21 protein-coding genes are annotated in these 22,549 nt (G+C 67.3%); 12 read left to right on the forward strand and 9 right to left on the reverse strand.

Annotated elements, in window-relative coordinates; genetic code table 11:
• Nucleotides 1-3: 3 nt before the first annotated feature.
• Nucleotides 4-2,373, reverse strand: a complete 2,370-nt coding sequence (locus AB0M22_RS16470; protein ID WP_364726612.1) for a transglycosylase domain-containing protein — start codon at nucleotides 2,371-2,373, stop codon at nucleotides 4-6.
• Nucleotides 2,374-2,732: 359 nt separating this feature from the next.
• Here AB0M22_RS16470 and AB0M22_RS16475 point away from each other — a divergent pair, with 359 nt between their 5' ends.
• Entirely contained in the window at nucleotides 2,733-3,056 is a 324-nt protein-coding gene (locus AB0M22_RS16475; protein ID WP_014981178.1) for a WhiB family transcriptional regulator, read from the forward strand.
• 97 nt (nucleotides 3,057-3,153) lie between these two features.
• Here AB0M22_RS16475 and AB0M22_RS16480 read toward each other — a convergent pair whose 3' ends face one another.
• Nucleotides 3,154-4,284 (reverse strand): ArsA family ATPase, encoded by a 1,131-nt coding sequence (locus tag AB0M22_RS16480; protein WP_364726615.1) that lies wholly within the window; start codon nucleotides 4,282-4,284, stop codon nucleotides 3,154-3,156.
• On the reverse strand, nucleotides 4,281-5,300 hold the full coding sequence (locus AB0M22_RS16485; protein WP_364726987.1) for an ArsA-related P-loop ATPase: 1,020 nt from the start codon (nucleotides 5,298-5,300) through the stop codon (nucleotides 4,281-4,283). The genes AB0M22_RS16480 and AB0M22_RS16485 overlap by 4 nt, the downstream gene beginning before the upstream one ends.
• Nucleotides 5,301-5,659: 359 nt before the next feature.
• Between AB0M22_RS16485 and AB0M22_RS16490 the strand changes: the two genes are divergently transcribed.
• Genes AB0M22_RS16490 through AB0M22_RS16500 form a run of 3 tightly spaced genes read left to right on the forward strand, consistent with a single transcriptional unit; the run spans nucleotide 5,660 to nucleotide 7,140 of the window.
• Nucleotides 5,660-5,821 (forward strand): DUF4177 domain-containing protein, encoded by a 162-nt coding sequence (locus AB0M22_RS16490; RefSeq protein WP_150400783.1) that lies wholly within the window; start codon nucleotides 5,660-5,662, stop codon nucleotides 5,819-5,821.
• Between the two features lie 12 nt (nucleotides 5,822-5,833).
• A complete protein-coding gene (locus tag AB0M22_RS16495) occupies nucleotides 5,834-6,301 on the forward strand; it encodes a RidA family protein (protein WP_364726618.1) in 468 nt (155 codons plus the stop codon).
• Nucleotides 6,302-6,348: 47 nt separating this feature from the next.
• Nucleotides 6,349-7,140, forward strand: coding sequence for an MBL fold metallo-hydrolase (locus AB0M22_RS16500; protein ID WP_364726621.1), 792 nt, complete (start codon nucleotides 6,349-6,351; stop codon nucleotides 7,138-7,140).
• A gap of 82 nt (nucleotides 7,141-7,222) precedes the next feature.
• Here AB0M22_RS16500 and AB0M22_RS16505 read toward each other — a convergent pair whose 3' ends face one another.
• On the reverse strand, nucleotides 7,223-7,897 hold the full coding sequence (locus tag AB0M22_RS16505; RefSeq protein ID WP_011206875.1) for a Crp/Fnr family transcriptional regulator: 675 nt from the start codon (nucleotides 7,895-7,897) through the stop codon (nucleotides 7,223-7,225).
• A gap of 214 nt (nucleotides 7,898-8,111) precedes the next feature.
• On the reverse strand, nucleotides 8,112-8,339 hold the full coding sequence (locus AB0M22_RS16510) for a hypothetical protein (RefSeq protein WP_014981184.1): 228 nt from the start codon (nucleotides 8,337-8,339) through the stop codon (nucleotides 8,112-8,114).
• A 106-nt stretch (nucleotides 8,340-8,445) separates the two neighbouring features.
• On the opposite strand from AB0M22_RS16510, the gene nth reads away from it, so the two are divergent.
• From nth to AB0M22_RS16530, 4 genes are read left to right on the forward strand one after another with little or no spacing between them, the layout of a single operon-like run.
• The gene (gene nth / locus AB0M22_RS16515) at nucleotides 8,446-9,279 is read left to right on the forward strand and encodes an endonuclease III (protein ID WP_364726625.1); all 834 of its coding nucleotides are present in this window, start codon (nucleotides 8,446-8,448) and stop codon (nucleotides 9,277-9,279) included.
• Nucleotides 9,276-9,908 (forward strand): TlpA disulfide reductase family protein, encoded by a 633-nt coding sequence (locus AB0M22_RS16520; RefSeq protein WP_364726628.1) that lies wholly within the window; start codon nucleotides 9,276-9,278, stop codon nucleotides 9,906-9,908. The genes nth and AB0M22_RS16520 overlap by 4 nt, the downstream gene beginning before the upstream one ends.
• On the forward strand, nucleotides 9,905-10,621 hold the full coding sequence (locus AB0M22_RS16525; protein ID WP_364726631.1) for a CoA pyrophosphatase: 717 nt from the start codon (nucleotides 9,905-9,907) through the stop codon (nucleotides 10,619-10,621). Before AB0M22_RS16520 ends, AB0M22_RS16525 begins: the two co-directional genes overlap by 4 nt.
• On the forward strand, nucleotides 10,618-11,811 hold the full coding sequence (locus AB0M22_RS16530; RefSeq protein WP_364726634.1) for a MarP family serine protease: 1,194 nt from the start codon (nucleotides 10,618-10,620) through the stop codon (nucleotides 11,809-11,811). The genes AB0M22_RS16525 and AB0M22_RS16530 overlap by 4 nt, the downstream gene beginning before the upstream one ends.
• A gap of 57 nt (nucleotides 11,812-11,868) precedes the next feature.
• On the opposite strand, the gene AB0M22_RS16535 is transcribed toward AB0M22_RS16530, so the two are convergent.
• The 4 genes from AB0M22_RS16535 to acs all read right to left on the reverse strand — a co-directional run bounded on the left by AB0M22_RS16535 (nucleotide 11,869) and on the right by acs (nucleotide 16,749).
• Nucleotides 11,869-12,804 carry an alpha/beta hydrolase gene (locus tag AB0M22_RS16535; protein ID WP_364726636.1) on the reverse strand — a complete coding sequence of 312 codons (936 nt, stop codon included), beginning with the start codon at nucleotides 12,802-12,804 and terminating at the stop codon, nucleotides 11,869-11,871.
• Nucleotides 12,805-12,850: 46 nt separating this feature from the next.
• Nucleotides 12,851-13,357 (reverse strand): phage holin family protein, encoded by a 507-nt coding sequence (locus AB0M22_RS16540; RefSeq protein WP_364726639.1) that lies wholly within the window; start codon nucleotides 13,355-13,357, stop codon nucleotides 12,851-12,853.
• A gap of 39 nt (nucleotides 13,358-13,396) precedes the next feature.
• The gene (gene nhaA / locus AB0M22_RS16545; RefSeq protein ID WP_364726989.1) at nucleotides 13,397-14,614 is read right to left on the reverse strand and encodes a Na+/H+ antiporter NhaA; all 1,218 of its coding nucleotides are present in this window, start codon (nucleotides 14,612-14,614) and stop codon (nucleotides 13,397-13,399) included.
• 182 nt (nucleotides 14,615-14,796) lie between these two features.
• Nucleotides 14,797-16,749, reverse strand: coding sequence for an acetate--CoA ligase (gene acs / locus AB0M22_RS16550; RefSeq protein ID WP_364726642.1), 1,953 nt, complete (start codon nucleotides 16,747-16,749; stop codon nucleotides 14,797-14,799).
• A gap of 413 nt (nucleotides 16,750-17,162) precedes the next feature.
• Between acs and AB0M22_RS16555 the strand changes: the two genes are divergently transcribed.
• The 4 genes from AB0M22_RS16555 (at nucleotide 17,163) to AB0M22_RS16570 (ending at nucleotide 22,415) form a co-directional block, all read left to right on the forward strand.
• Nucleotides 17,163-18,752: an ABC transporter substrate-binding protein gene (locus AB0M22_RS16555; RefSeq protein WP_364726992.1), complete on the forward strand. Its 1,590-nt coding sequence runs from the start codon at nucleotides 17,163-17,165 to the stop codon at nucleotides 18,750-18,752.
• Nucleotides 18,753-18,815: 63 nt separating this feature from the next.
• Nucleotides 18,816-19,742: an ABC transporter permease gene (locus AB0M22_RS16560; RefSeq protein WP_364726644.1), complete on the forward strand. Its 927-nt coding sequence runs from the start codon at nucleotides 18,816-18,818 to the stop codon at nucleotides 19,740-19,742.
• Complete coding sequence (locus AB0M22_RS16565; RefSeq protein WP_364726647.1) at nucleotides 19,735-20,712, forward strand: ABC transporter permease; 978 nt, start codon at nucleotides 19,735-19,737, stop codon at nucleotides 20,710-20,712. Before AB0M22_RS16560 ends, AB0M22_RS16565 begins: the two co-directional genes overlap by 8 nt.
• On the forward strand, nucleotides 20,709-22,415 hold the full coding sequence (locus AB0M22_RS16570; protein WP_364726649.1) for an ABC transporter ATP-binding protein: 1,707 nt from the start codon (nucleotides 20,709-20,711) through the stop codon (nucleotides 22,413-22,415). The genes AB0M22_RS16565 and AB0M22_RS16570 overlap by 4 nt, the downstream gene beginning before the upstream one ends.
• The last annotated feature ends 134 nt before the right edge of the window (nucleotides 22,416-22,549 follow it).

Genomic DNA, 22,549 nt, shown 5'->3' on the forward strand with positions numbered 1-22,549 from the left:
GGGTCAGCGTGGGATCGGGATGGGAATCGGGATGGGCGGCAGCAGCGGTGGCGGCGGCAGCCCCGGGATGCCCGGCGGCCCTGGCGGCGGGCCCGGCGGCGGCGCGGCGCGTTGGGTGCCGTCACTGATGTAGAGCGTGATCACCGAACCGGGGATCGCCGATCCGTTCGGCGAGGTGCCCATCACGGTGCCCTTGGCCTGCGCGCCCGGACCGGTCACCGGCGTCACCTGGAAGCCCGCGCCGACCAGCGCCGCGGTCGCCTGACCCTGGGTCTGCCCGGCCACGTCCGGAACCTGCGCGTTGTTCGACCCGCGGACGTACTTGTCGTCCAGCGGCGGCAGTCCCGGCGGCGGGAATCGGTTGAGCACCGGCTTGATCGAGTTGAACCAGGTCCGCGCGGGTTCGTTACCGCCGAACAGGTTTCCGTCGCCGCAGTTGCGCAGCGGGAACGAGCAGATCTCGCCGGGCGTCGGGCTGTCGCCGTAGACGTAGGTGGCGGCGGCCAGCGAGTTGGTGAAGCCGACGAAGGCCGAGGAGCGGTGGCTTTCCGTGGTGCCGGTCTTGCCGGACAGCGGTGCGTTCCAGCCCACGGACTGGGCGGCGCCGGCAGCGGTGCCGCTGACGTCGTCCTTGCTCATCGCGTTGGCCAGAGTGTTGGCCAGGCCGGGCTCGATGACCTGCTCGCAGGCCTGCTGGGTGAGCGGTACCTGCTTGCCGGACCGGTCGACGACCTCCTTGATCGGGTTCGGCGGGCACCACTTGCCGCCGGAGCCCAGGGTCGCGGCGACATTGGACAGTTCGAGCGGGTTGATCGCGACCGGGCCGAGGGTGAACGAACCGAGATTCTGTTCCTTCATCATGTCGGCGAGGCTCTGGTTGCCGTGGCCCGAGCTGCCTGCCTCGGTGTAGGAGCGCATGCCGAGCCGGACCGCCATGTCGACGGTCGGCGTGACGCCGACGGCCTGGATGAGCTTGACGAACGCGGTGTTCGGTGAGGTCGCGAGCGCCTCGGTCACCGACATCGGCGACTTGTACTTGCCCGCGTTCTCCACGCAGTAGGTGGCGGCCGGGCAGCCGCGCGCACCTCCGTTACCCATGCCCTTGGCCTCGAACCGGGTCGGCACGTCGAGCTGGGCGTTGATGCCGAGGCCCTTCTCCATGGCCGCGGCGGTGGTGAAGATCTTGAAGATCGAGCCGGCGCCGTCGCCGACCATCGAGTACGGCTGCGGCTGCACGGTCTCGTTCGCGTCGCGGTTCAGCCCGTAGGTGCGGCTGCTCGCCATGGCGAGCAGCGGATGCGAATCCTGCCCCGGCGCGACGACGGACATGACCTGCGCGATGTTGTCCAGGTTCGGGTTGGCCGCGTCGGTCACCGACCGCTTCACCGAGTCCTGCACGGCCGGATCGAGGGTGGTCTTGATCAGGTAGCCGCCCTTGTCGATCTGCTCGCGGCTGATGCCCGCGTTGGCCAGGTACTGGATGGCGTAGTCGCAGAAGAAGCCGCGGTCGTTGGCGGCGATGCAGCCGCGCGGCAGGCCCTTCGGCTCCGGCAGCACGCCCAGCGGCTTGGTCTTGGCCTCGCGGAACTCCTCGGCCCGGCTGGGGATGTTCTGGATCATCGTGTCCAGCACGGTGTTGCGCCGGGCCAGCACGCCCTCGGAGTTGCTGTACGGGTTCAGCTTCGACGAGCTCTGCACCATGCCGGCCAGCATCGCGGCCTGCGACACGTTCAGCTCGGAGGCGTCCACGCCGAAGTAGGTCTGCGCCGCGTCCTGGATGCCGTAGGAGGAGTTACCGAACGGCACCAGGTTCAGGTACCTGGTGAGGATCTCGTCCTTGGTCAGCTCCCGGTCCAGGGTGAGCGCCATCCGGATCTCGCGGATCTTGCGGGCGGGGGTGGTCTCGATGGCGGCGCGGCGTTCGGCGTCGGTCTTGGCCACGACGAGCAGCTGGAAGTTCTTCACGTACTGCTGGTCGAGCGTGGACGCGCCCTGCTGGACCTCGCCGCTGCTGGTGTTGGTCAGGAACGCGCGCAACGTGCCCTGCCAGTCGACGCCCTCGTGCTCGGCGAAGCGCCGGTCCTCGATGGAGACGATGGCCAGCTTCATGTCGTTGGAGATCTTGTCGCTGGGAACCTCGAAGCGGCGTTGCTCGTAGAGCCAGGCAATCGGTGTCCCACTCGCGTCGACCATGGTCGAGACGGCGGGCGCGGTGCCCTCCACCAGTTCCGAGGACACGTTGTCGACGGCGTCGGCGGCTCGGTTCGAGACGAATCCGAAGCCACCTGCGAGCGGGAACATCAACCCGGCGACGAGCACGGCGGCCAGCGCGCAGCTGCCGGCCAGCCTCGCGAGCGTTTGTGTGATCGGCACGATCCCCAGCCTACGGGGTGGGGTTCGAACCCTCTTCCGTGCGTTTACCCGAAGGCGATTCGCACGGGCGATTGGGCGTGTCGCGAGGGCGAGTCTGGCGTGTCGCGGGACGGCGCGCCGCGAATATGCCGGACCCGCCGCCGCTCGCGGCATTTTGCAGGGACGGACGTACCAAAAATTCCGAGGGCGGTCTTGCGCTGGAGCCCAACCTTTACCTAGATTGAGAACCCAGTGTGATAGAGCTAACACTCAAAGTGGAATGTGGTGCAGAGCGCAGCGGGGTTTGGGTTGCTGCGACGCTGACACGCGATTCTGGAGCGCCGTTGACCCGGTGTTCGGACTGCAAAGGGGCACACCAAATGCACATGACAACCCCCATCGCTCGATTGGACGTGGAGCAGGCCGAAGCAAGGATTGCCTGGGTAGCCCAGGCCCGATGCAAGGAAGTGGATCCCGATCAGTTGTTCGTCCGCGGGGCTGCACAGCGCAAAGCCGCGACGATCTGCAGGCACTGCCCGGTGCTGATGCAGTGTGGTGCCGACGCCCTCGACAATCGAGTGGAGTTCGGTGTGTGGGGCGGTATGACCGAGCGGCAGCGTCGCGCGCTGCTCAAGCAGCATCCCGAGGTGACCTCCTGGGCCGACTTCTTCCAGGCCCAGCGCCAGCATCAGGTGGCAATGTAGCCCCGGCAAACATTCGGAACTGAGCCTGCGAAAGCGGGCTCAGTCCCGTTTGGGGGCAATTACTTCCGTTTGGACCAATAGCCGATGCGTCTATGTATCAAGCCGAGGCGCGGTGGCCGGTGAGCTGGTCACCGACGGCGCGCAGGGCCTCCAGATCCGACACTTCGAACGGCAACGCGGTCACCGCCACGATCGGTACCCGCGGATGCGCGCCGGTAAACCGGTGCAGCAGATGCTGTTCGCGCTTGTCGGTGGCGACCCGCCTGGCGTGAATGCGCAACACGGCCGCGGTGAGCGGATCGCCGTCGGCCAGTTGCTCGGCCGCGGTCAGCGCGTGATCACCGGACAGTGAACTCAGCGCCGGATGCGTGCGATTGAGGATCAGGCCGGCCAGCGGCATCCGCTCGGTGGACAGGCGGTCGACGAAGAACGACGCCTCGCGCAACGCGTCCGGCTCGGCCGCGGCGACCACCAGGAAGTGGGTGCCCGGCTTGGACAGCATCGCGTAGGTGCGATCGGCCCGATCCTGGAAGCCGCCGAACAGCGAGTCCAGCGACTGGAGGAAGTTCGACGCGTCCTTGAGCATCTGCCCACCGACGATGGTGGACACCCCGCGCACCGCCAGGCTCATCGCGCCGGTGACCAACCGGGTGACGCCGCGACCCGGTGCCATGATGACCCGGATCATCCTGCCGTTCAAGAAGTTTCCGAGCCGCTTCGGCGCGTCGAGGAAGTCCAGCGCGTTGCGCGACGGGGGAGTGTCGACCACGATCAGGTCCCACTCCTTGCGCCCGGCCAGCTGACCGAGCTTTTCCATCGCCATGTATTCCTGCGTCCCGCCGAACGACGAGGCGACGGTTTGATAGAAGGGGTTGGCGAAGATCTGCTCGGCCTTGTCCGGGCTGGTGTGCTCGAGCACCATGTCGTCGAAGGTGCGCCGCATGTTCAGCATCATCGCGTGCAGCTCGCCCTTGGCTTCCAGGCCGAGCGGCACCCGCTGCGGGGTGTTGCCGAGGTCGGCGACGCCGAGTGACTGGGCCAGTCGTCGCGCCGGATCGATGGTGAGAACCACCACCTTTCGGCCCTGCTCCGCCGCGCGCAGGGCGATCGCGGCCGCGGTGGTCGTCTTGCCGACCCCGCCGGAGCCGCAGCACACCACCACCTTCGCGGTCCGATCATTGATGATGTCCGAAACATCAAGCGACGCAGCCACACTCGGCGTACTCATCGGACCCCTTGTTTACTGAGATGTTCGGCCAATTCGTAGAGGCCACCGAGGTCCATGCCTTCCGGCAGGGCGGGCAGATACATGCGCGACACATCGACCTTGCCCAGCTCCGCGGCACTGTCGTCCTGCGCCTGCAAAGTTGCCGCGTGCTCGATGGTTTCGGTGATCAAACCCTGGAAGTCATTGTCCGCCAACGTGATCCCTGCCGTGGTCAAGCCCGCCCGGACGGCGTCGGTGTCGACATCGCCCTGCGCCGCCTTGGCCCGGAACTCGGACGGCAGCTGACCCTCGGTGGCGCGATTCACGATCACCGTGCCGATCCGCAGATCCGCCGCCTTCAATTCCGCGACGGCGTCGGCGGTCTCCTGCACCGGCAGCGCCTCCAGCAGCGTGACCAGATGGATCATCGTCTGATCCGAGTGCAGCAGCTTGGACACGCCCTCGGCCTGCGAGGCGATCGGCCCGCCCTTGGCCACCTCCAGCATGGCCTGGGTGACGTCGAGGAAGCCGGCGATCCGGCCGGTCGGCGGGGCGTCCACCACGATCTCGTCGTAGACCCGCTTGCCTGCCTTGTCCACCCGGACCGCGGTCTCCTTGATCTTGCCGGTCAGGATGACGTCGCGCAGGCCCGGCGCGATCGTGGTGACGAACTCGATGGCGCCCATCCGGCGCATCGCCCGGCCGGCGAAGCCCAGGTTGTAGAACATGTCCAGGTATTCCAGGAACGCGTGCTCGATGTCGAGCGCCAGCGCGACGACCTCGCCGCCACCGTCGGCGGTGGCGATCCTGGTCTCGGTGGGCGGCAGCGGCGGCAGGTCGAACAGCTGCGCGATCGACTGCCTGCTCTCCACCTCCACCAACAGCACCCGCCGCCCACCCGCGGCCAACGCCAGCGCGAGCGCCGCGGCCACCGTGGACTTGCCGGTGCCTCCCTTGCCGGAGACATAGTGCAAGCGGGCCTTCTCCGCGCGCTTCGGCCACCCTGTTTCCAGTCCCGGCTCCGCCGAAAGCGGCACTGCTGTTGGTACTCCCACGCTCGCGAGCCTATAACCCGTTCTGAGATCGCGCCCGAGGGATCCGCCTAGTGCCTGGTCCAGCGCGTGTGTCTGTACCAGACAGCGCCCCCGTTGCGTCCTGGGCAACGCGATGTAGTCCGCTTGTGTGGCCGCCGGATTCGCGATCGGACCACTCGGTAGACCGCCGGTTTCGAGCGAAGCGAGATCGAGCATTTCGTTCGCGGCCCGTCGCGCGTCCGAGTGGCCGAAGCGCATGCGCCGCAGGCGCGAGTCTCGGCCGCTCGGACGCGCGACACCAGGGGGCCGCGAACACGCGGTGCCGCAGGCGCCGCAAATTAGACAGAGCTACGCTCACCCACATGAGTGAAGCGACCGTATGGGAGTACGCGACCGTGCCGCTGTTGACGCACGCGACCAAGCAGATTCTCGATCAGTGGGGCGCCGACGGCTGGGAGCTGGTTTCGGTGCTGCCCGGGCCGACCGGTGAGCAGCACGTCGCCTACCTCAAGCGCCCGAAGTAAAGGAGAAGGGGAATGACCTCAGTGACCGACTGGGAGAGCAATCTCGCGAAGCTCGGAGTGACCCTGCCTCCGGTCGTGGCGCCCGTGGCCGCCTACATCCCGGCGATCCGCACCGGTTCGCTGGTCTACACCTCCGGCCAGCTGCCGATGGCGGACGGTCAGCTGACCGTGGCCGGCAAGGTCGGCGCCGAGGTGAGCACCGAGCAGGCCAAGGACGCCGCGCAGCTGTGCGCGCTCAACGCGCTGGCGGCGGTGCACGATCTGGTCGGCCTCGACGCCGTGGTGCGCGTGGTGAAGGTGGTCGGATTCGTCGCCTCCGCACCGGGATACAACGATCAGCCGATCGTGATCAACGGCGCGTCGGAGTTCCTCGGCGAGGTCTTCGGTGACGCGGGCGTCCATGCGCGTTCCGCGGTGGGCGTGTCGGAATTGCCGAAGAACACCCCCGTCGAGGTAGAGATCATCGTCGAGGTGCGTTAAACAAAGTCAAAGTCCCGGACTGGGATTCGATCGACTGGGGTACATCGATGACGCTGACTCATCCCGCGTACGGACAATTACGGCAGGTCACCCCGACGGCAGCGGTGCTGCTGGCGGACAACCCGGGCCAGATGACGTTGCAGGGAACCAATACCTGGATCCTGCGCGCGCCGGGCCGCTCGGAGTGTGTGGTGGTCGATCCCGGTCCGAAGGACAAGGCGCACGGCGCCAGGATCGCCGAGGTCACCGGGGGCGAGATCGCGCTGACGCTGATCACCCATCGGCATCACGATCACACCGGCGGCATCGACCACCTGGTGAAGCTGACCGGAACCACGGTGCGCGCCAAGGACGCCGAGTTCCTGCGCGGTTCCACCGCACCGCTGGTCGACGGCGAGGTGATCGAGGCGGCCGGCCTGCGCATCACCGTGGTGGCCACGCCGGGCCACACCGGTGATTCGACGAGCTTCCTGCTCGACGACGCGGTGCTGACCGGCGACACGATTCTGGGCAGCGGCACCACCGTGCTCGATTCGAGCGACGGCACCCTCGCCGACTACCTCGCCTCGCTGGACCGGCTGGTCGAGATCGGGGCGGGCAAGGCGCTGCTGCCCGCGCACGGCCCGGATCATCCCGATCTGGAACCGGTGGCGCGGTACTACATCACGCACCGGCAGGAACGCCTCGATCAGGTGCGCGAGGCGCTGAAGGTGCTCGGCCCGAACGCGGGCGCGATGGCGGTGGTCCGGCGGGTCTACGCCGACGTCGACAAGCGCCTGTGGCTGGCCGCGCGCAGCTCGGTGCAGGCGCAGCTGGAATACCTGCGCGCCGAAGGTTAATCAGAGCTGCTTCGGACACGACAACACGCTGGGCTCTAGGAGCTAGGAACCCAGCGTGTTGTTCGGTCTGTTCGGTTGACGCTCAGCGCGCGCGGCGGGCCAGGCGCTCGGAGTCGGAGATGAGCACGCTCTTGCCCTCCAGCCGCAGCCAACCGCGGTGCGCGAAGTCGGCCAGCGCCTTGTTCACGGTCTCGCGGGAAGCGCCGACCAGCTGGGCGATCTCCTCCTGGGTCAGGTCGTGGGTGACCCGCAGGGCACCGGCTTCCTGGGTGCCGAACCGCTGTGCGAGTTGCAGCAGCGCCTTGGCGACCCGGCCGGGGACGTCGGTGAAGATGAGGTCGGCCAGGTTGTTGTTGGTGCGACGCAGACGACGCGCGAGCACGCGGAGCAACTGCTCGGCGATCTCGGGCCGCTGGTCGATCCAGGACTTGAGGGCGTCGCGGTCCATGGTGACGGCGCGAACCTCGGTCACCGTGGTCGCGGTGGAAGTCCGCGGTCCGGGATCGAAGATCGACAGCTCGCCGAACATGTCCGACGGGCCCATGATGGTCAACAGGTTCTCCCGGCCGTCCGGGGATCTGCGGCCGATCTTCACCTTGCCCGAGGTGATGATGTAGAGCCGATCTCCCGGCTCACCCTCGTTGAAGATGACATGGCCGCGCGGGAAATCCACCGGCTGCAATTGCTTGGCGAGGGCGGCCACCGCAGTGGGCTCGACGCCCTGGAAGATGCCTGCTCTGGCGAGGGCCTCGTCCACTTATGTGCTCCTTATGGGAAATGGCTCTGTACTGGACCGAAAGCGACTCGGCCAACAGCGCAGTCTACGCGGCATGATGACAGCGTAGTGACAGACACCACGTAACGTGTGGATTGCGTGGCGCAGCGAAGAACCGTACCAGTTTCTGATCTCGGCATTCGCGGGCACCTCTGTGGTTACCCCAGCTCTAGCCGCCAGGTCTGTCGGTCACGCGTCAGCTTGCCCGTGCCACATCCAGCTCTTCGCCGCGGGCGCGGCGTTTACGCATCCGGGCAACGGCCGCTGGCAGGCCGAGCCTCGTCAGCTCTTTCACTTCTGCGTTGCTTGCTTTGTCCAGGTACTGCTGAACCTCTTCGTCGGGTTCGAGAAGTTTGCGGAGCCGGTTCTCGACCCGCTCCATACCCAGTGCGAACAGCATCAACAGCACTGGGAAGAGCACCACAGCGAGTCCTTGCATACGGAGGAGTAAACACGGTCTAGGTCTCAGATGGAACACGGCAACCGAACTGGACGGGCAACGTTCGCCGATGGTTCCGTATGGTGGACAGGTGCGTGTCACCCCCTCCACAGCCGCCGGGAACGGGCGTGCGTCCGCCCCCGAGGCGACCGATGCGCAACCAGCTCCGGTCGCCGCTCCGAAACGGAAATCCCGCGCGCGACAGGCGGAAACCCAACTAGGACTGGTTCGCCGAGCCCGTCGAATGAATCGCACTTTGGCCGAGGCTTTCCCGGACGCGCATTGTGAACTGGACTTCACCACGCCGCTCGAATTGGCGGTCGCGACAATACTTTCCGCGCAGTCCACGGATGTGCGGGTGAATCTCACCACGCCCGCCCTGTTCGTCAAGTACCCCGACGCCCGGGCCTACGCCGAGGCCAACCGCGCCGAGCTGGAGGAATACATCCGCTCGACCGGTTTCTTCCGGAACAAGGCCAACTCGCTCATCGGCCTCGGTCAGGCACTGCTCGAACACTACGACGGTGAATTGCCTCACACCATGGACGAACTCGTGCAGTTGCCCGGGATCGGCCGCAAGACCGCCAACGTCATCCTCGGCAACGCGTTCGGCGTGCCCGGCATCACCGTGGACACGCATTTCGGCCGGCTGGTCCGGCGCTGGCTGTGGACCACCGAGGAAGACCCGGTGAAGGTCGAGCACATCATCGGCGAGCTGATCGAGCGCAAAGACTGGACGATGCTCTCGCACCGGGTGATCTTCCACGGCCGCCGGGTGTGTCATGCCCGCAAGCCGGCCTGCGGGGTCTGCGTGCTGGCCAAGGACTGCCCGTCGTTCGGGGCCGGGCCGACCGACCCGGACACCGCCGCCGAGCTGGTGAAGGGTCCGGAGCGGGAGCATCTGCTCGAGCTGGTGGGCCGGTGAGACCACTCCCGGTCGCCTGGCGATGGGCGCTGGCGGGATTGATCGCTGTGGTCGCACTGGCGGCCGCCCTGTGGCCACGCGGACGCGACACGGCCGCGGACAACCGGCAGCAGCCCCGCGTGAACGCCGGGGTATCCGAGCAGCAACGCGCCGCCGCGGACCTCGCGGCCTGCCCCCGGCCCGCCACGGGCGCCGCCGGTTCGGGTCCGCTGGCCGGCCTGACGGTCGAGTGCCTCGCCGACGGCGGATCGGTCGACCTGGCCGCCGCGCTCGCGGGTAAGCCTGCGCTGCTGAACCTCTGGGCCTACTGGTGCGGACCGTGTGCGCAAGAATTGCCGTATTTGCAGCAGTTCGCCCAGCGCGCCGGAAACGCGATTACCGTGCTGACCGTGCACAGCGACCCCGATGAGGCCAAGGCGATTTCACGACTGACCGGACTGAACGTGAAACTGCCCGGCGTGCTCGATGCCGACGCGCGCGTGCGCTCGGCCGTCGGCGCCCCCGCCGTGCTGCCGATCTCGGTGCTGCTGCGGGCGGACGGTTCGGTCGCGCGGGTCGAGGTGCGCGCGTTCACCGGGGTGGACGACATCGCGAACGCGGTCAACCAGGAACTCGGGGTGGCCGCATGAGCATCCCGGTGCCCCAAGACATTCCGAAGTGGCTGAGCAAGGCCACCGAGCCCGCGTCGGACACCTCGGACACGCTCACGCTCGCGCGCACCCTGCGCCGGGCCATGTCCATCACGTCGACGCCGCGACAGGCGGCGGTGCTGGTGCTGTTCGGCGGCTCACCCGAGCCGGATTCGGACGCGCCGGGCGGCCTGCCCGCGGACGCGGAGGTGCTGCTGACCCAGCGCGCCGCCACGCTGCGCCAGCATCGCGGTCAGGTCGCGTTCCCCGGCGGTGAGGTGGATCCCGGTGACACCGGCCTGATCGACACCGCGCTGCGGGAGGCCTGCGAGGAGACCGGGCTGGACCGGGCCGGCGTGGAACCGCTTGCGCTGCTGCCGAAACTGTTCGTGCCGCCGTCGCGTTTCGACGTGACCCCGGTGGTCGCCTACTGGCGCACCCCCAGCGAGGTCCGCGTGGTCGACCAGAGCGAGACCGAACGGGTGGTGCGGGTGCCGGTGGCCGACCTGCTCGATCCGGCGAACCGCTTCCTGGTCCGTAGCAGCCTCGGCTACCAGAGCCCCGCCTTCCAGGTGGACGGCATGCTGGTCTGGGGTCTGACCGGCGGCATCCTGGCCGGCATCTTCAAAGCCGCGGGCTGGGACCAGGATTGGGACCACAAAGACGTGCGTGACCTAGAGGCCGCCCTGGCGGACGTGGGTATGACGTTATGAGTACATCGGCCTGGCTCGATATCGCGGTGGTGCTGCTCGCGCTGCTGGCCGCCTCCTCGGGGTGGCGGCAGGGCGCGGTCGCGTCCGCGCTCGCGTTCCTCGGCGTGGTGCTCGGCGCGGTGGCCGGCATCCTGATCGCGCCGCACATCCTGATCCACGTCGATGAGGGCCGCGCCCGGGTGCTCACCGGCGTGCTGCTGATCGTGCTGCTGGTGATCATCGGCGAGGTCGCGGGCATGGTGCTCGGCCGGGCCGCGCGCGGCGGCATGCGGCATCCGTTCACCCGCAGCGTGGACAGCGTGGTCGGCGCGGTGCTGCAGGCGGTGGCCGTGCTGGTCACCGCGTGGCTGCTCGCGCTGCCGCTGGCCACCTCGTCGCAGCCGTCGATCGCCACCGCGATCAACGGCTCCCGGGTGCTCACCGACGTCAACGACGTCGCGCCGAACTGGTTGCGCCGCCTGCCCAACGAGTTCTCCAAGCTGCTCAACACCTCCGGCCTGCCGGACGTCATCGGCCCGTTCGGCCGCGCGCCGATCGCGGCCGTCGAGCCGCCGGATCCGAGCGTGCTGTCCAGCCCGGTCGCCGCCTCGCTGCAAAGCAGCGTGCTGCGCATCCGCGGCGTCGCGCCGAGTTGCCAGCGCGCGCTGGAGGGTTCGGGCTTCGTCATCGCGCCCGAGCGGATCATGACCAACGCGCACGTGGTCGCCGGCACCACCAGCATCCAGGTGGACACCTCCAGCGGCCCGCTCGACGCGAGCGTGGTCCTGTTCAATCCGTCGACCGATGTCGCGGTGCTGGCGGTTCCGGGCTTGACCGCCACCCCGATTCCGCAGTCGCCCACCGCCGCGCGGTCCGGTGACAGCGCGATCGTGCTCGGCTACCCCGGCGGTGGGCGATACACCGCCAGCGCGGCGCGCGTGCGGGAAACGTTGGACCTGACCGGTCCGAACATCTATCGCGACGGCACGGTGGAGCGCGAGGTCTACACCGTCCGCGGTGCGGTGCGCGCGGGTAATTCCGGTGGGCCGCTGGTGGATACGGATGGTGAGGTGCTCGGTGTGGTCTTCGGCGCCGCGGTCACCGACGACGACACCGGTTACGTGCTCACGCTCGCCGAGGTGCGTGCTCAGCTCGACGCCGCGTCCGGGTCCACAGTCCCGGTCGGTACCGGAGCCTGCGTCCTCAGCTGATCAGTGATCCCGGGTCGAGTCCGAAACGGATTCGACCCGGGGCACTCGAATGTCGGTCTAGGCGAGCAACTTCGCCAGTTCGGCGGTCACCATCTCCGGGTTCTCCTGATGCGCGTAATGCCCGGCGGCCGGAATGGTGGCCAGGCGGCGATCCGGCGAAAGATGTTGCCCGCGACGGAAGGTGCTGGTGAGCACGTACGGGTCCAGGTCGCCGCGCATGGCGAGCACCGGGATCCGGATCGGTTCCCGCATGGTCGCCATGAAGCGGCGGCCGTCGGGGCGCCACTGGCTACGGAAGGCCCAGCGCTGATACTCCAGCGCACAGTGCGCGGCGCCGGGAATCTGGATGGCCGAGCGCATCCGCCGCGCGGTGTCGACGAATTCGGTGGTGCCCGACCAGGATCGGCTCACCCGCTGGCGCAGCAGCCGCTCGACCTCGAACCCGTCGCGGGTGGTCAGCAGCCGCTCGCCGTAGCGGGGCAGCTGGTAGCGCAGGAAGTTGGGCAGCCAGGTCGCGCGCTGGCCGCGGTGGCGCAGCACCGCGCTCTTGAGCGCCGCCGGATGCGGTGAACTCACCACCGCGATGGACCGGACCAGCCGCGGATGCAGCACCGCGGTCGCCCAGCAGACCAGGCCGCCGTCGGCATGCCCGACCAGGGTCGCGTCGGTGTAGCCGAGCGCGCGGATGAGCCCGGCGATATCGCCGGCCAGGGTCCAGCCGTCATAGCCGCGCGGCGGTTTGTCGCTGTCGCCGTACCCGCGCAGGTCGACCGCCACCGCGCGGTAGCCGAGGTCGGCGAGCCCGGTCAGCTGATGCCGCCAGGACCACCAGAAGTCGGCGAAGCCGTGCAACAGCACGACCAGCGGGGCGTCGGTGCGCTCGGGGGCGGCATCGACGACGTGGAATCGGATGCCGTTGGCATGAACGTCCCGATGCGCCCAGGGGCCGTCGAAACGGACGCTGGACGGATCCGGAATATGGTGCGACGACACGCCGATGCAGCCTAGTAGTTCGGGGTATCCGCGCGCGAGCGAGCGGTTACGAAGCGGGTTTTTCCAGCGATCGGGGCTCGTCGTGGGCGGCGGCGCCGAGTCCGTGCGGCAGCACCGCGCGGGCCTGCTTGAGCGAGTCGATCGTCTTCTCCGGCGCGCGCAGCTTCTTCACCCGCAGATAGCCGAGCAAGGCGAGCAAGGCGGTCGTGACCACCATCAGCAGGAACACGATCAGGAACGCGGCCCAGCGGGCCAGCCACACGTCCAGCAGTTCGCCGAGGAAGAAGAAAAAGAAGAACGTACTGAACAGCAGGACGGTCAGCGCGAGGATGAAGTAGACGCTGCCCTGCAGCCCCTTCTTGATCTCCCCGGTGACCTCGGCCTTGGCCAGCGCGACCTCGGCGCGGACCAGCGTGGACATCTGTTCGGTGGCGTCGCGCACCAGCGTGCCGAAGCTGGCGCTACCGCTGGGATTGGCGTCGGACAAGGGAATGGAGGTCACCGTACGACCGCGCTGTGCGTCGTTCCCGTTACCGCCGTTTGTGAAACTCACTTGGTAGACCCTTCTCCCTGTCCAGGCACTGCTTCCGCCTCACTCTTCTCGTTGTAGCGCACGAGCGTCCCGCCGCGCCTGGTGGACACGCCCACGCCGCAACAGTAGCGCCGAACCGGCGAGCGACGCCGCCATTGATGTGACCAACACAGCGGCCTTCGCCAATTCGACCGCGGAGCCGTCGTCGACGTCGGCCAGCGCGAGTTCTGCCACCAGAAGGCTAACCGTGAACCCGATCGCGCCGAGCACCGACAGGGCGAACATGTCCCGATAGCCCAGTCCGGCCGGGCGCTTGGCCACGCCGAACCGGATTGCGAGCCAGCTGATCCCGAAGATTCCGGCGGTCTTGCCCAGCAGTAACCCGAGAATGATGGCCAGCGCCAGCCTGTCGCTGAACAGCTCGCCGAATACCTTGCCGTCCAACGGAACTCCGGAGGCGAACAACGCGAACAGCGGCACGCACAGCCCGGCCGAGATCGGCTGGATCAGATGCTCCAATCGAGTGGCCGGCGCCTCCGCCTCGCCGGGGTCGGTCCGCACCCGGGTGAGCAAGCCGAGCGCGACGCCGGCCAGCGTCGGATGGATGCCCGCCTCGTGCAACGCGTACCAGGACACCAGCGCCAGCGGGAGATAGAGCCACGGCGTGCTGATCCGTTTGTGCTGGGCCAGCGCCCACCCCGCGAAGCAGGCCGCGGCGACCAGCAGCCACAGCAGCGCCAGCGTCGTGGTGAACAGAATCGCGATCAGGATGATGGCCATCAGATCGTCGACCACGGCGAGACTGAGCAGGAACACCCGCGCGCTCGCCGGGATGCGCGAACCGGTCATGGCCAGCACGGCCAGTGCGAACGCGATGTCGGTGGCCACCGGAATGGCCCAGCCGCGATCCATCCCCGGCGCGCCGAAGCCGACCACGAACGCGATCAAGGCCGGGGTGACCACGCCGCCGACCGCCGCGATGATCGGCAGTGCGGCGCGTTTCGGGTCGGCCAGCTCGCCGACGACCAGTTCGCGTTTGAGTTCCAGCCCGGCGACGAAGAAGAAGACGGCGAGCAGGCCGTCCGCGGTCCACTCGGCCAGCGTGAGATCCAGGTGCAGCGGCGGGATGGCGAGCGTCGTCTGGGTCATCGTCAGATAGCTGTCGCCCCAGGGCGAGTTCACCCACAGCAATGCCGCGGCGGCCGCGACGAGCAGGATCGCACCGCCGACTGTTTCGGTGCGGAGATAGCGGGACAGTTCCGAGCGCACTTGCGTGATCACGGGGAACCTTTCGGCAGGGTCGGTCAACGCTGCGACCACGCCATCCACCGATTCGGCTGTCAGGTACGCGACCGCATGCCGACCAGACTTCCCGGCACACCTTACGCAATCCTAACGGGTAAGGCCGGTGACGAAACACGCCACCGGCCCTAACATGCGCCTGCCTGTTCGGTTCGGAGCTACGCCTTGGTCGCCCGGATCGCCTCGAAGACGTTGGGGTCGACCAGCGTCGAGGTGTCGCCGAGTTCCCGGCCCTCGGCCACGTCGCGCAGCAACCGCCGCATGATCTTGCCGCTGCGCGTCTTGGGCAGCTCGGGCACCACGTGGATCTCCCGCGGCCGTGCGATCGGGCTGATCGCGCGCGACACCTCGGCCTTCAGCTCGGTCACCAGGTCCGCGCCGGTGTCCTTGGTCTCCGCGGTCAGGATCACGAACGCGACGATGCCCTGACCCGTGGTCTCGTCACTGGCCCCGACCACTGCGGCCTCCGCGACGCCGGAATGCCCGACCAGCGCCGACTCCACCTCGGCGGTGGAGATCCGGTGGCCGGACACGTTCATCACGTCGTCCACCCGGCCGAGCACCCAGAGGTCGCCGTCGGCGTCGAGCTTCGCGCCGTCGCCGGCGAAGTACCAGCCCTGTTCGGCGTAGCGCTCCCAGTAGGTGGCCCGGTAGCGCTCCATGTCGCCCCAGATGCCGCGCAGCATCGACGGCCACGGCTGGTCGAGCACCAGGTAGCCGTTGGCCTCGGTCTCGCCGCGCTGCACCGGCTTGCCCTCCTCGTCGACGACCAGCGCCGAGATGCCGGGCAGCGCGGCCATCGCCGCGCCGGGCTTGGTCGCGGTGACGCCGGGCAGCGGGGAGATCATGATGGCGCCGGTCTCGGTCTGCCACCAGGTGTCCACGATCGGCGTGCGGTTGCCGCCGATGACTTCCCGGTACCAGCGCCACGCCTCCGGGTTGATCGGCTCGCCGACGCTGCCGAGCAGGCGAATGCTGGACAGGTCGTGCGCGGCCGGAATCTCGCGGCCCCACTTCATGAACGTGCGCACCAGCGTCGGCGCGATGTAATAGATGCTGACGCCGTACTTTTCGATGATCTGGAAATGCCGGTGCTCGTCCGGCGAGTTGGGCGTGCCCTCGTAGACCACCTGGGTGGTGCGGTTGGCGAGTGGCCCGTAGACGATGTAGCTGTGTCCGGTGACCCAGCCGATATCGGCGGTGCACCAGTAAACGTCTTGTCCCGCTTTGTGATCGAAGACGTTGTGGTGCGTGTACGACGTCTGGGTCAGGTAGCCGCCGGTGGTGTGCAGGATCCCCTTGGGCTTTCCGGTGGTGCCGGAGGTGTAGAGGATGAACAGCGGATGCTCGGCATCGAACGCCTGAGCCTCGTGTTCCGGCGATGCCTGCGCGACCGTCTCGTGCCACCACAGGTCGCGGCCGTCGGTCCAGGGCACCTCGATCTCGGTGCGGCGCACCACGAGTACGTGCTCGACGGAATGCGGCACGTCACCGTTCGCGAACAGCGCCTCGTCCACTGCCTCCTTGAGCGGGGCCGCCTTGCCGCGCCGCCACTGCCCGTCGGTGGTGATGATCAGCCGGGCGCTCGCGTCGTCGACCCGCTGGCGCAGCGCGGTGGGGGAGAAGCCGGCGAACACCACCGAGTGGGTGAGGCCCAGGCGCGCGCAGGCGAGCATCGACACGATGGCCTCGGGCACCATCGGCATGTAGATGGCGACCCGGTCGCCCGCTTCGAGGCCCAGCTCGGTGAAGTAGTTTGCGGCGCGGCTGACTTCGGCCAGCAGCTCGCGGTAGGTGATCGCGCGCGTATCGCCCGGCTCACCCTCCCAGTGGATGGCGACCTGGTCGCCGTGCCCGTCGAGCACGTGCCGATCGACGCAGTTGTAGGCGACATTGAGCTTGCCGCCGGTGAACCACTTCGCCACCGGTGCGTCGCTCCAGTCCAGCACCTGAGTCCAGGGCTGATGCCAGTGCAACCGACTCGCCTGCTCGGCCCAGAACGCGTCGCGATCGGCCGACGCCTGCGGGTAGAGCTCGGCACCGGCGTTGGCCGCCGCGGCGAACTCCGCGCTCGGCGTGTACGAGTCCCTGTGGTCGGCGGTTTCGGTCATCTCGTTTCTTCTTTCCACGTAGCCTGAGCGCACGAATCAAACGCAGCACGTTCGACAGTAATCAACTGTGACCTACGCCGCGTCCGGTCTGTTCACCGGGTTTCGGTCTCGACACGCCGTCGCGTAATCCGCAACGGAAGGGTCGGCCCCGGAGACACCGGACGGTCTCTACAGAGGCAATGTTCCGGCCGTTAGGTCATATTTGCGCGATGTTTTTCGTGTTTCGGGCATGTTGCCGGATTGGTAACAAGTGGAACGAACCTTTGTCAATCCGATGACAAGCCCCGTTCTTGTGGATAATCTGCGAGGCACCCAAGGCGGATTGTGCCGGCATGCGCCTGGTGACCTCATGCGCGTGCCAAGGATTCCGCCCTTCTCGAAATCGGGAGAACGCGTTGAGATTCAACAGAGCAATGGCGCTGACTGCGGCAGCACTGCTGGCTACGAGCCTCGGACTGTCGGCATGCTCGTCGGACGACAGTGCCGACGCGAGCATCGTCACCACGAACGGTGGTGAGCCGCAGAACCCGTTGGTGCCCACCAACACCAACGAGAACATGGGCGGACGCGTCGTCGACCGGTTGTTCGCCGGCCTGAAGTACTACGACGGCAACGGCGTCGCGCACGACGAGCTGGCGCAGAAGATCGAGACGACGGACCGGAAGAACTACACGATCACCATCAAGCCGGACTGGAAGTTCTCCGACGGCTCACCGGTGACCGCCAAGTCCTTCGTCGACGCGTGGAACTACGGCGCCCTCGGTACCAATGCTCAGTTGCAGAGCTACGCGTTCACCCCGATCGTCGGCTTCGACGAGGTGTCGGCGGAAAAGCCCACGGCACAGACGATGTCGGGCCTGAAGGTCGTCGATGACAAGACCTTCACCGTCGCGCTCAAGTCGCCCTCCATCGACTTCGAGACCGAGCTCGGCTACGCGCCGTTCTACCCGCTGCCCGAGGCCGCCTACAAGGACATGAAGGCGTTCGGCGAGAACCCGATCGGCAACGGCCCGTACAAGTTCGCGAGCAACGGCGCCTGGCAGCACAACGTGCAGATCGACCTGGTGCCGAACCCCGACTACAAGGGTGGCCGCGCGCCGAAGAACAAGGGCCTGCGGTTTGTGATGTACCAGTCCTTCGACACCGCCTACGCCGATCTGCTTGCCGGCAACCTCGACACGCTCGACACCGTGCCGGACAGCGCGCTGGCGTCCTACAAGAAGGACCTCGGTGATCGCGCGATCACCAAGCCGACCGCGCAGAACCAGCACATCGGCATCCAGGCCAACGTCCCGCACTTCTCCGGTGAGGAAGGCGTGCTGCGCCGCAAGGCCCTGTCGATGGCGATCAACCGGGAGCAGATCTGCGAGAACATCTTCCACGGTTCCCGCAAGCCCGCCCGCGACTTCACCTCGGCTTCGCTGCCCGGCTTCGACGGGAACCTGCCCGGCTCCGAGGCGCTGAACTTCAACCCTGAAGAGGCCAAGAAGGTGTGGGCCCAGGCCAACGCCATCTCCCCGTGGTCGGGTCGCTACGAGATCGCCTACAACTCCGACGGCGGCCACCAGGCGTGGATCGAAGCGGTGGCCAACAGCATCAAGAACACCCTCGGCATCGAGGCCGTCGGCGCCCCGTACCCGACGTTCAAGAACATCCGCGACGAGGTCAACGCCAAGAGCATCGGCAAGGCCTTCCGCTACGGCTGGCAGGGTGACTACCCGACCATGCTCCAGTTCCTGACCTCGCAGTACTACAGCTACTCCGAGACCAACAACGTCGACTGGAAGAACCCGGAGTTCGACAAGCTGCTCGACGCCGCGCTCGCCGCGCCGACGCAGGCGGAGTCCTACAAGCTCGTCGCTCAGGCGCAGACCCTGATGCTCAAGGAAATGGCCGACATCCCGGTGCTCGACTACATCGCCGACGCCGGTCGTTCGGACAAGGTGAAGAAGGCCGAGCTCGCCTGGAACGGCCTGTTCGACTTCGAAAACATCGAGAAGTAGCCGCTGATCGAGCCGCGCCGCCCCTCGGGCAGCGCGGCTCGTCACTGAACCCAGGAGGCGTAAATGGCCTGGTATATCGTGCGGCGTCTGCTTCAAATGATCCCCGTGTTCCTCGGGGCGACGTTGCTCATCTATGCCTTGGTATTCCTCATTCCCGGTGACCCGATTCAGGCGCTCGCCGGCGACAAACCGATGACCCCCGCGGTGGAAGCCCAGCTTCGCGCCCGGTACCACCTCGACCAGCCCTTCTTCATGCAGTATCTGCTGTATCTGAAGGGCATCGTCACGTTCGACTTCGGCACCGCCTTCTCCGGCAGGCCGGTGCGCGACGAGCTGGCGCGGGCCTTCCCGATCACCATCAAACTCGCCTCGATGGCGGTATGCATCGAGGCCGTCTTCGGTATCGTGTTCGGCCTGATCGCCGGCCTGCGCAAGGGCAAGCTGTTCGACTCGACGATGCTGGTCATCAGCCTGATCGTGATCGCGGTCCCGATCTTCGTCGTCGGCTTCCTCGCCCAGTTCCTGCTCGGGGTGAAGTGGGGGATCGCACCGGTGACCGTCACCGGCAAGGCGAGTTTCACCGAATTGCTGGTCCCCGCCTTCGTGCTCGGGTCGTTGTCGTTCGCCTATGTGCTGCGGCTGACCCGGAACTCGGTGGCGGAGAACATGTCCGCCGACTTCGTCCGCACCGCGACCGCCAAGGGGCTGAGCAGGCGCCGGGTGGTGACGGTGCATATCCTGCGTAACTCGATGATCCCGGTGATCACCTTCCTCGGCGCCGAACTCGGTTCGCTGATGGGCGGTGCCATCGTCACCGAGGGCATCTTCAACATCCCCGGTGTCGGCGGCACGCTGTACCAGGCGATCACCCGGGGCGAACCGCCGACGGTGGTCTCGTTCGTGACCGTGCTGATCATCATCTTCCTGGTCTCGAACCTGGTCGTCGACCTCCTCTATGCCGCCCTCGACCCGAGGATCCGCTATGCCTGACCTCGACAAAGGAAAAGGAATCGACCTCGCGGAAAGCGCGGCCCGCGGCAGGCAGATCTACTTCGTCGCACCGCCCGACGAAGTCGAGGTGCTCGCCACCGACATGGTCGTCGAAGCCGGCTCACCGACCAGTATCTGGCAGGACGCCTGGCGACAACTGCGACGCAACCCGATCTTCATCGTCGCCATGCTGATGATCGTGTTCGTGCTCGTCGTCGTCATCTGGCCCGGCCTTTTCACCAGCCAGGATCCGCGCTACTGCAACGGCGACTTCAGCATGGATCCGCGCGGTCCTGGTCACCCGTTCGGTTTCGACAAGCAGGGCTGTGACATCTACGCCCGAACCGTGTACGGCGCGCGGGCGTCGGTGATGGCCGGCGTCGGGTCGACCATCCTGTTCGTACTGATCGGCGGCACCCTCGGCGCGCTGGCCGGTTTCTACGGTGGGCTGCTCGACTCGATCGTGTCGCGGGTCGCCGAGATCTTCTACGCGATCCCGCTGATGCTGGCCGCGATCGTGATCATGCAGCTGCTCGATTCGCGGACCATCTGGACCGTGATCATCATCCTGTCCGGGTTCACCTGGCCGCAGGCCGCCCGGATCGCGCGCAGTGCGGTGATCCAGTCGAAGAACAGCGATTACGTCACGGCGGCAAAGGCTTTGGGCGTATCCCGAATACGCACGCTGATCCGCCACGTGCTGCCGAACGCGGCGGGCCCGCTGATCGTGGTCACCACGATCTGGCTCGGCGTCTTCATCGTCACCGAGGCCACGTTGTCCTACCTCGGTGTCGGGCTGCCGCGCACGATCGTCTCCTGGGGCGCCGATATCGCCTCGGGGCAGAAGGAGATTCGCACCTCCGCGATCCTGTTCTACCCCGCGACGGCGCTGGCGCTGACCGTGCTGAGCTTCATCATGCTGGGCGACGCGGTGCGCGACGCCCTCGACCCGAAGGCGAGGAAGCGGTGAGTGAATTCCGCAGCGCACAGTCGCCACTGCTCGAAATCAAGGATCTCAACGTCTGTTTCACCTCCGAGGGCAAGCAGGTGCCCGCCGTCCGTGATGTGAATCTGTCGGTGTACCCGGGGCAGACCGTTGCGATCGTCGGCGAATCCGGCTCGGGCAAGTCCACCACCGCGCACGCCATCATCGATCTGCTGCCCGGCACCGGCCAGGTGACCTCTGGCTCGATCATGTTCGACGGCAAGGACCTGGCGAAGGCGTCCAAGAAGGACGTCGTCGCGGTGCGCGGCAGCGGGATCGGGCTGGTGCCGCAGGACCCGATGTCCAACCTGAACCCGGTCTGGAAGATCGGCTTCCAGATCCGGGAGACGTTGGAGGCCAACGGGATCGCCAAGGGCAAGGCGGCCAAGGAACGCGCCATCGAGCTGCTGCACGAGGCGGGCATGTCCGACGGCGAGCGACGGGTGAACCAGTACCCGCACGAGTTCTCCGGCGGTATGCGCCAGCGTGCGCTCATCGCCATCGGATTGGCTTGCCGCCCCAAGCTGTTGATCGCGGACGAGCCGACCTCGGCGCTGGACGTCACCGTGCAGCGGCAGATCCTCGACCACCTCGAGGGCCTGACCAACGAGCTCGGCACCGCGGTGCTCCTGATCACCCACGACCTCGGCCTCGCCGCCGAACGCGCGGAGCATCTGGTGGTGATGTATCGCGGCCGGGTGGTGGAATCCGGTCCGGCACTGCAGATTCTGCGGGAACCGCAGCACCTGTACACCAAGCGACTGGTGAACTCGGCGCCCTCGCTCGCCTCGCAGCGACTGTCTTCGGTGAAGCAGCGCATCGAGATTCGCGAGCAGGCGGTACCGGTGGCCGAGCAGATCGCGGCCGCCGACACCGAGCTGACCGACGCCCCGGACGACGTGGTGGTGGTCGACAACCTGACCAAGACCTTCAAGATCCGTGGCAGCGCGCCCTGGAAGTGGACGGACTTCGTTGCGGTGCAGGATGTTTCGTTCCGGCTGCGGCGCGGCACCACCACCGCCATCGTCGGTGAGTCCGGTTCGGGCAAATCGACTGTCGCGCAGATGATCCTGGGGCTGCTCGAACCGACCTCGGGCAAGGTCGTGTTCGACGGCAAGGAAGTGGCCAAGCTGGATCGCAAGAGCGCCTTCGCGTTCCGGCGCCGGGTGCAGCCGATCTTCCAGGACCCGTACGGCTCGCTGGACCCGATGTACTCGATCTACCGCACCATCGAAGAGCCGTTGCGCACGCACGGCATCGGCACGCCGAAGGAGCGGGAGACCACGGTTCGCGAGCTGCTGGACAAGGTGTCGCTGCCGTCCACCGTGATGCGGCGGTATCCGAACGAGCTGTCCGGCGGTCAGCGGCAGCGCGTCGCCGTGGCCCGCGCCCTCGCGCTCTCGCCCGAGGTCGTGGTCTGCGACGAGGCGGTTTCCGCACTCGACGTGCTGGTGCAGGCGCAGATCCTGCGGCTGCTGAACGATCTGCAAGCCGAGCTCGGCCTGTCATACGTGTTCATCACCCACGACCTGGCCGTGGTCCGGCAGATCGCCGACGACGTGCTGGTCATGCAGACCGGCAAGGTGGTCGAGGCCGCCTCGACCGAGCAGGTCTTCGACAGCCCGCGCGAGGAGTACACGCGCCGGCTGCTGGACGCCATTCCCGGCCGAGATCTGTTGGTGAGCTGAGGAAGTCGGCCTGCCGCGGTTGTCGGCACGCTGAGCGGCGATACGGCCACCTCGACCCATCCGGGCCGGGGTGGCCGTTTTCTGTCCGGACCGGGTGCCCGGGCTGGGTCCGGTGTCCGCGCGGGCGCAAGTAG

Origin of the sequence: Nocardia sp. NPDC051756, from assembly GCF_040681495.1 — a bacterium.
Lineage (GTDB): Bacteria > Actinomycetota > Actinomycetes > Mycobacteriales > Mycobacteriaceae > Nocardia.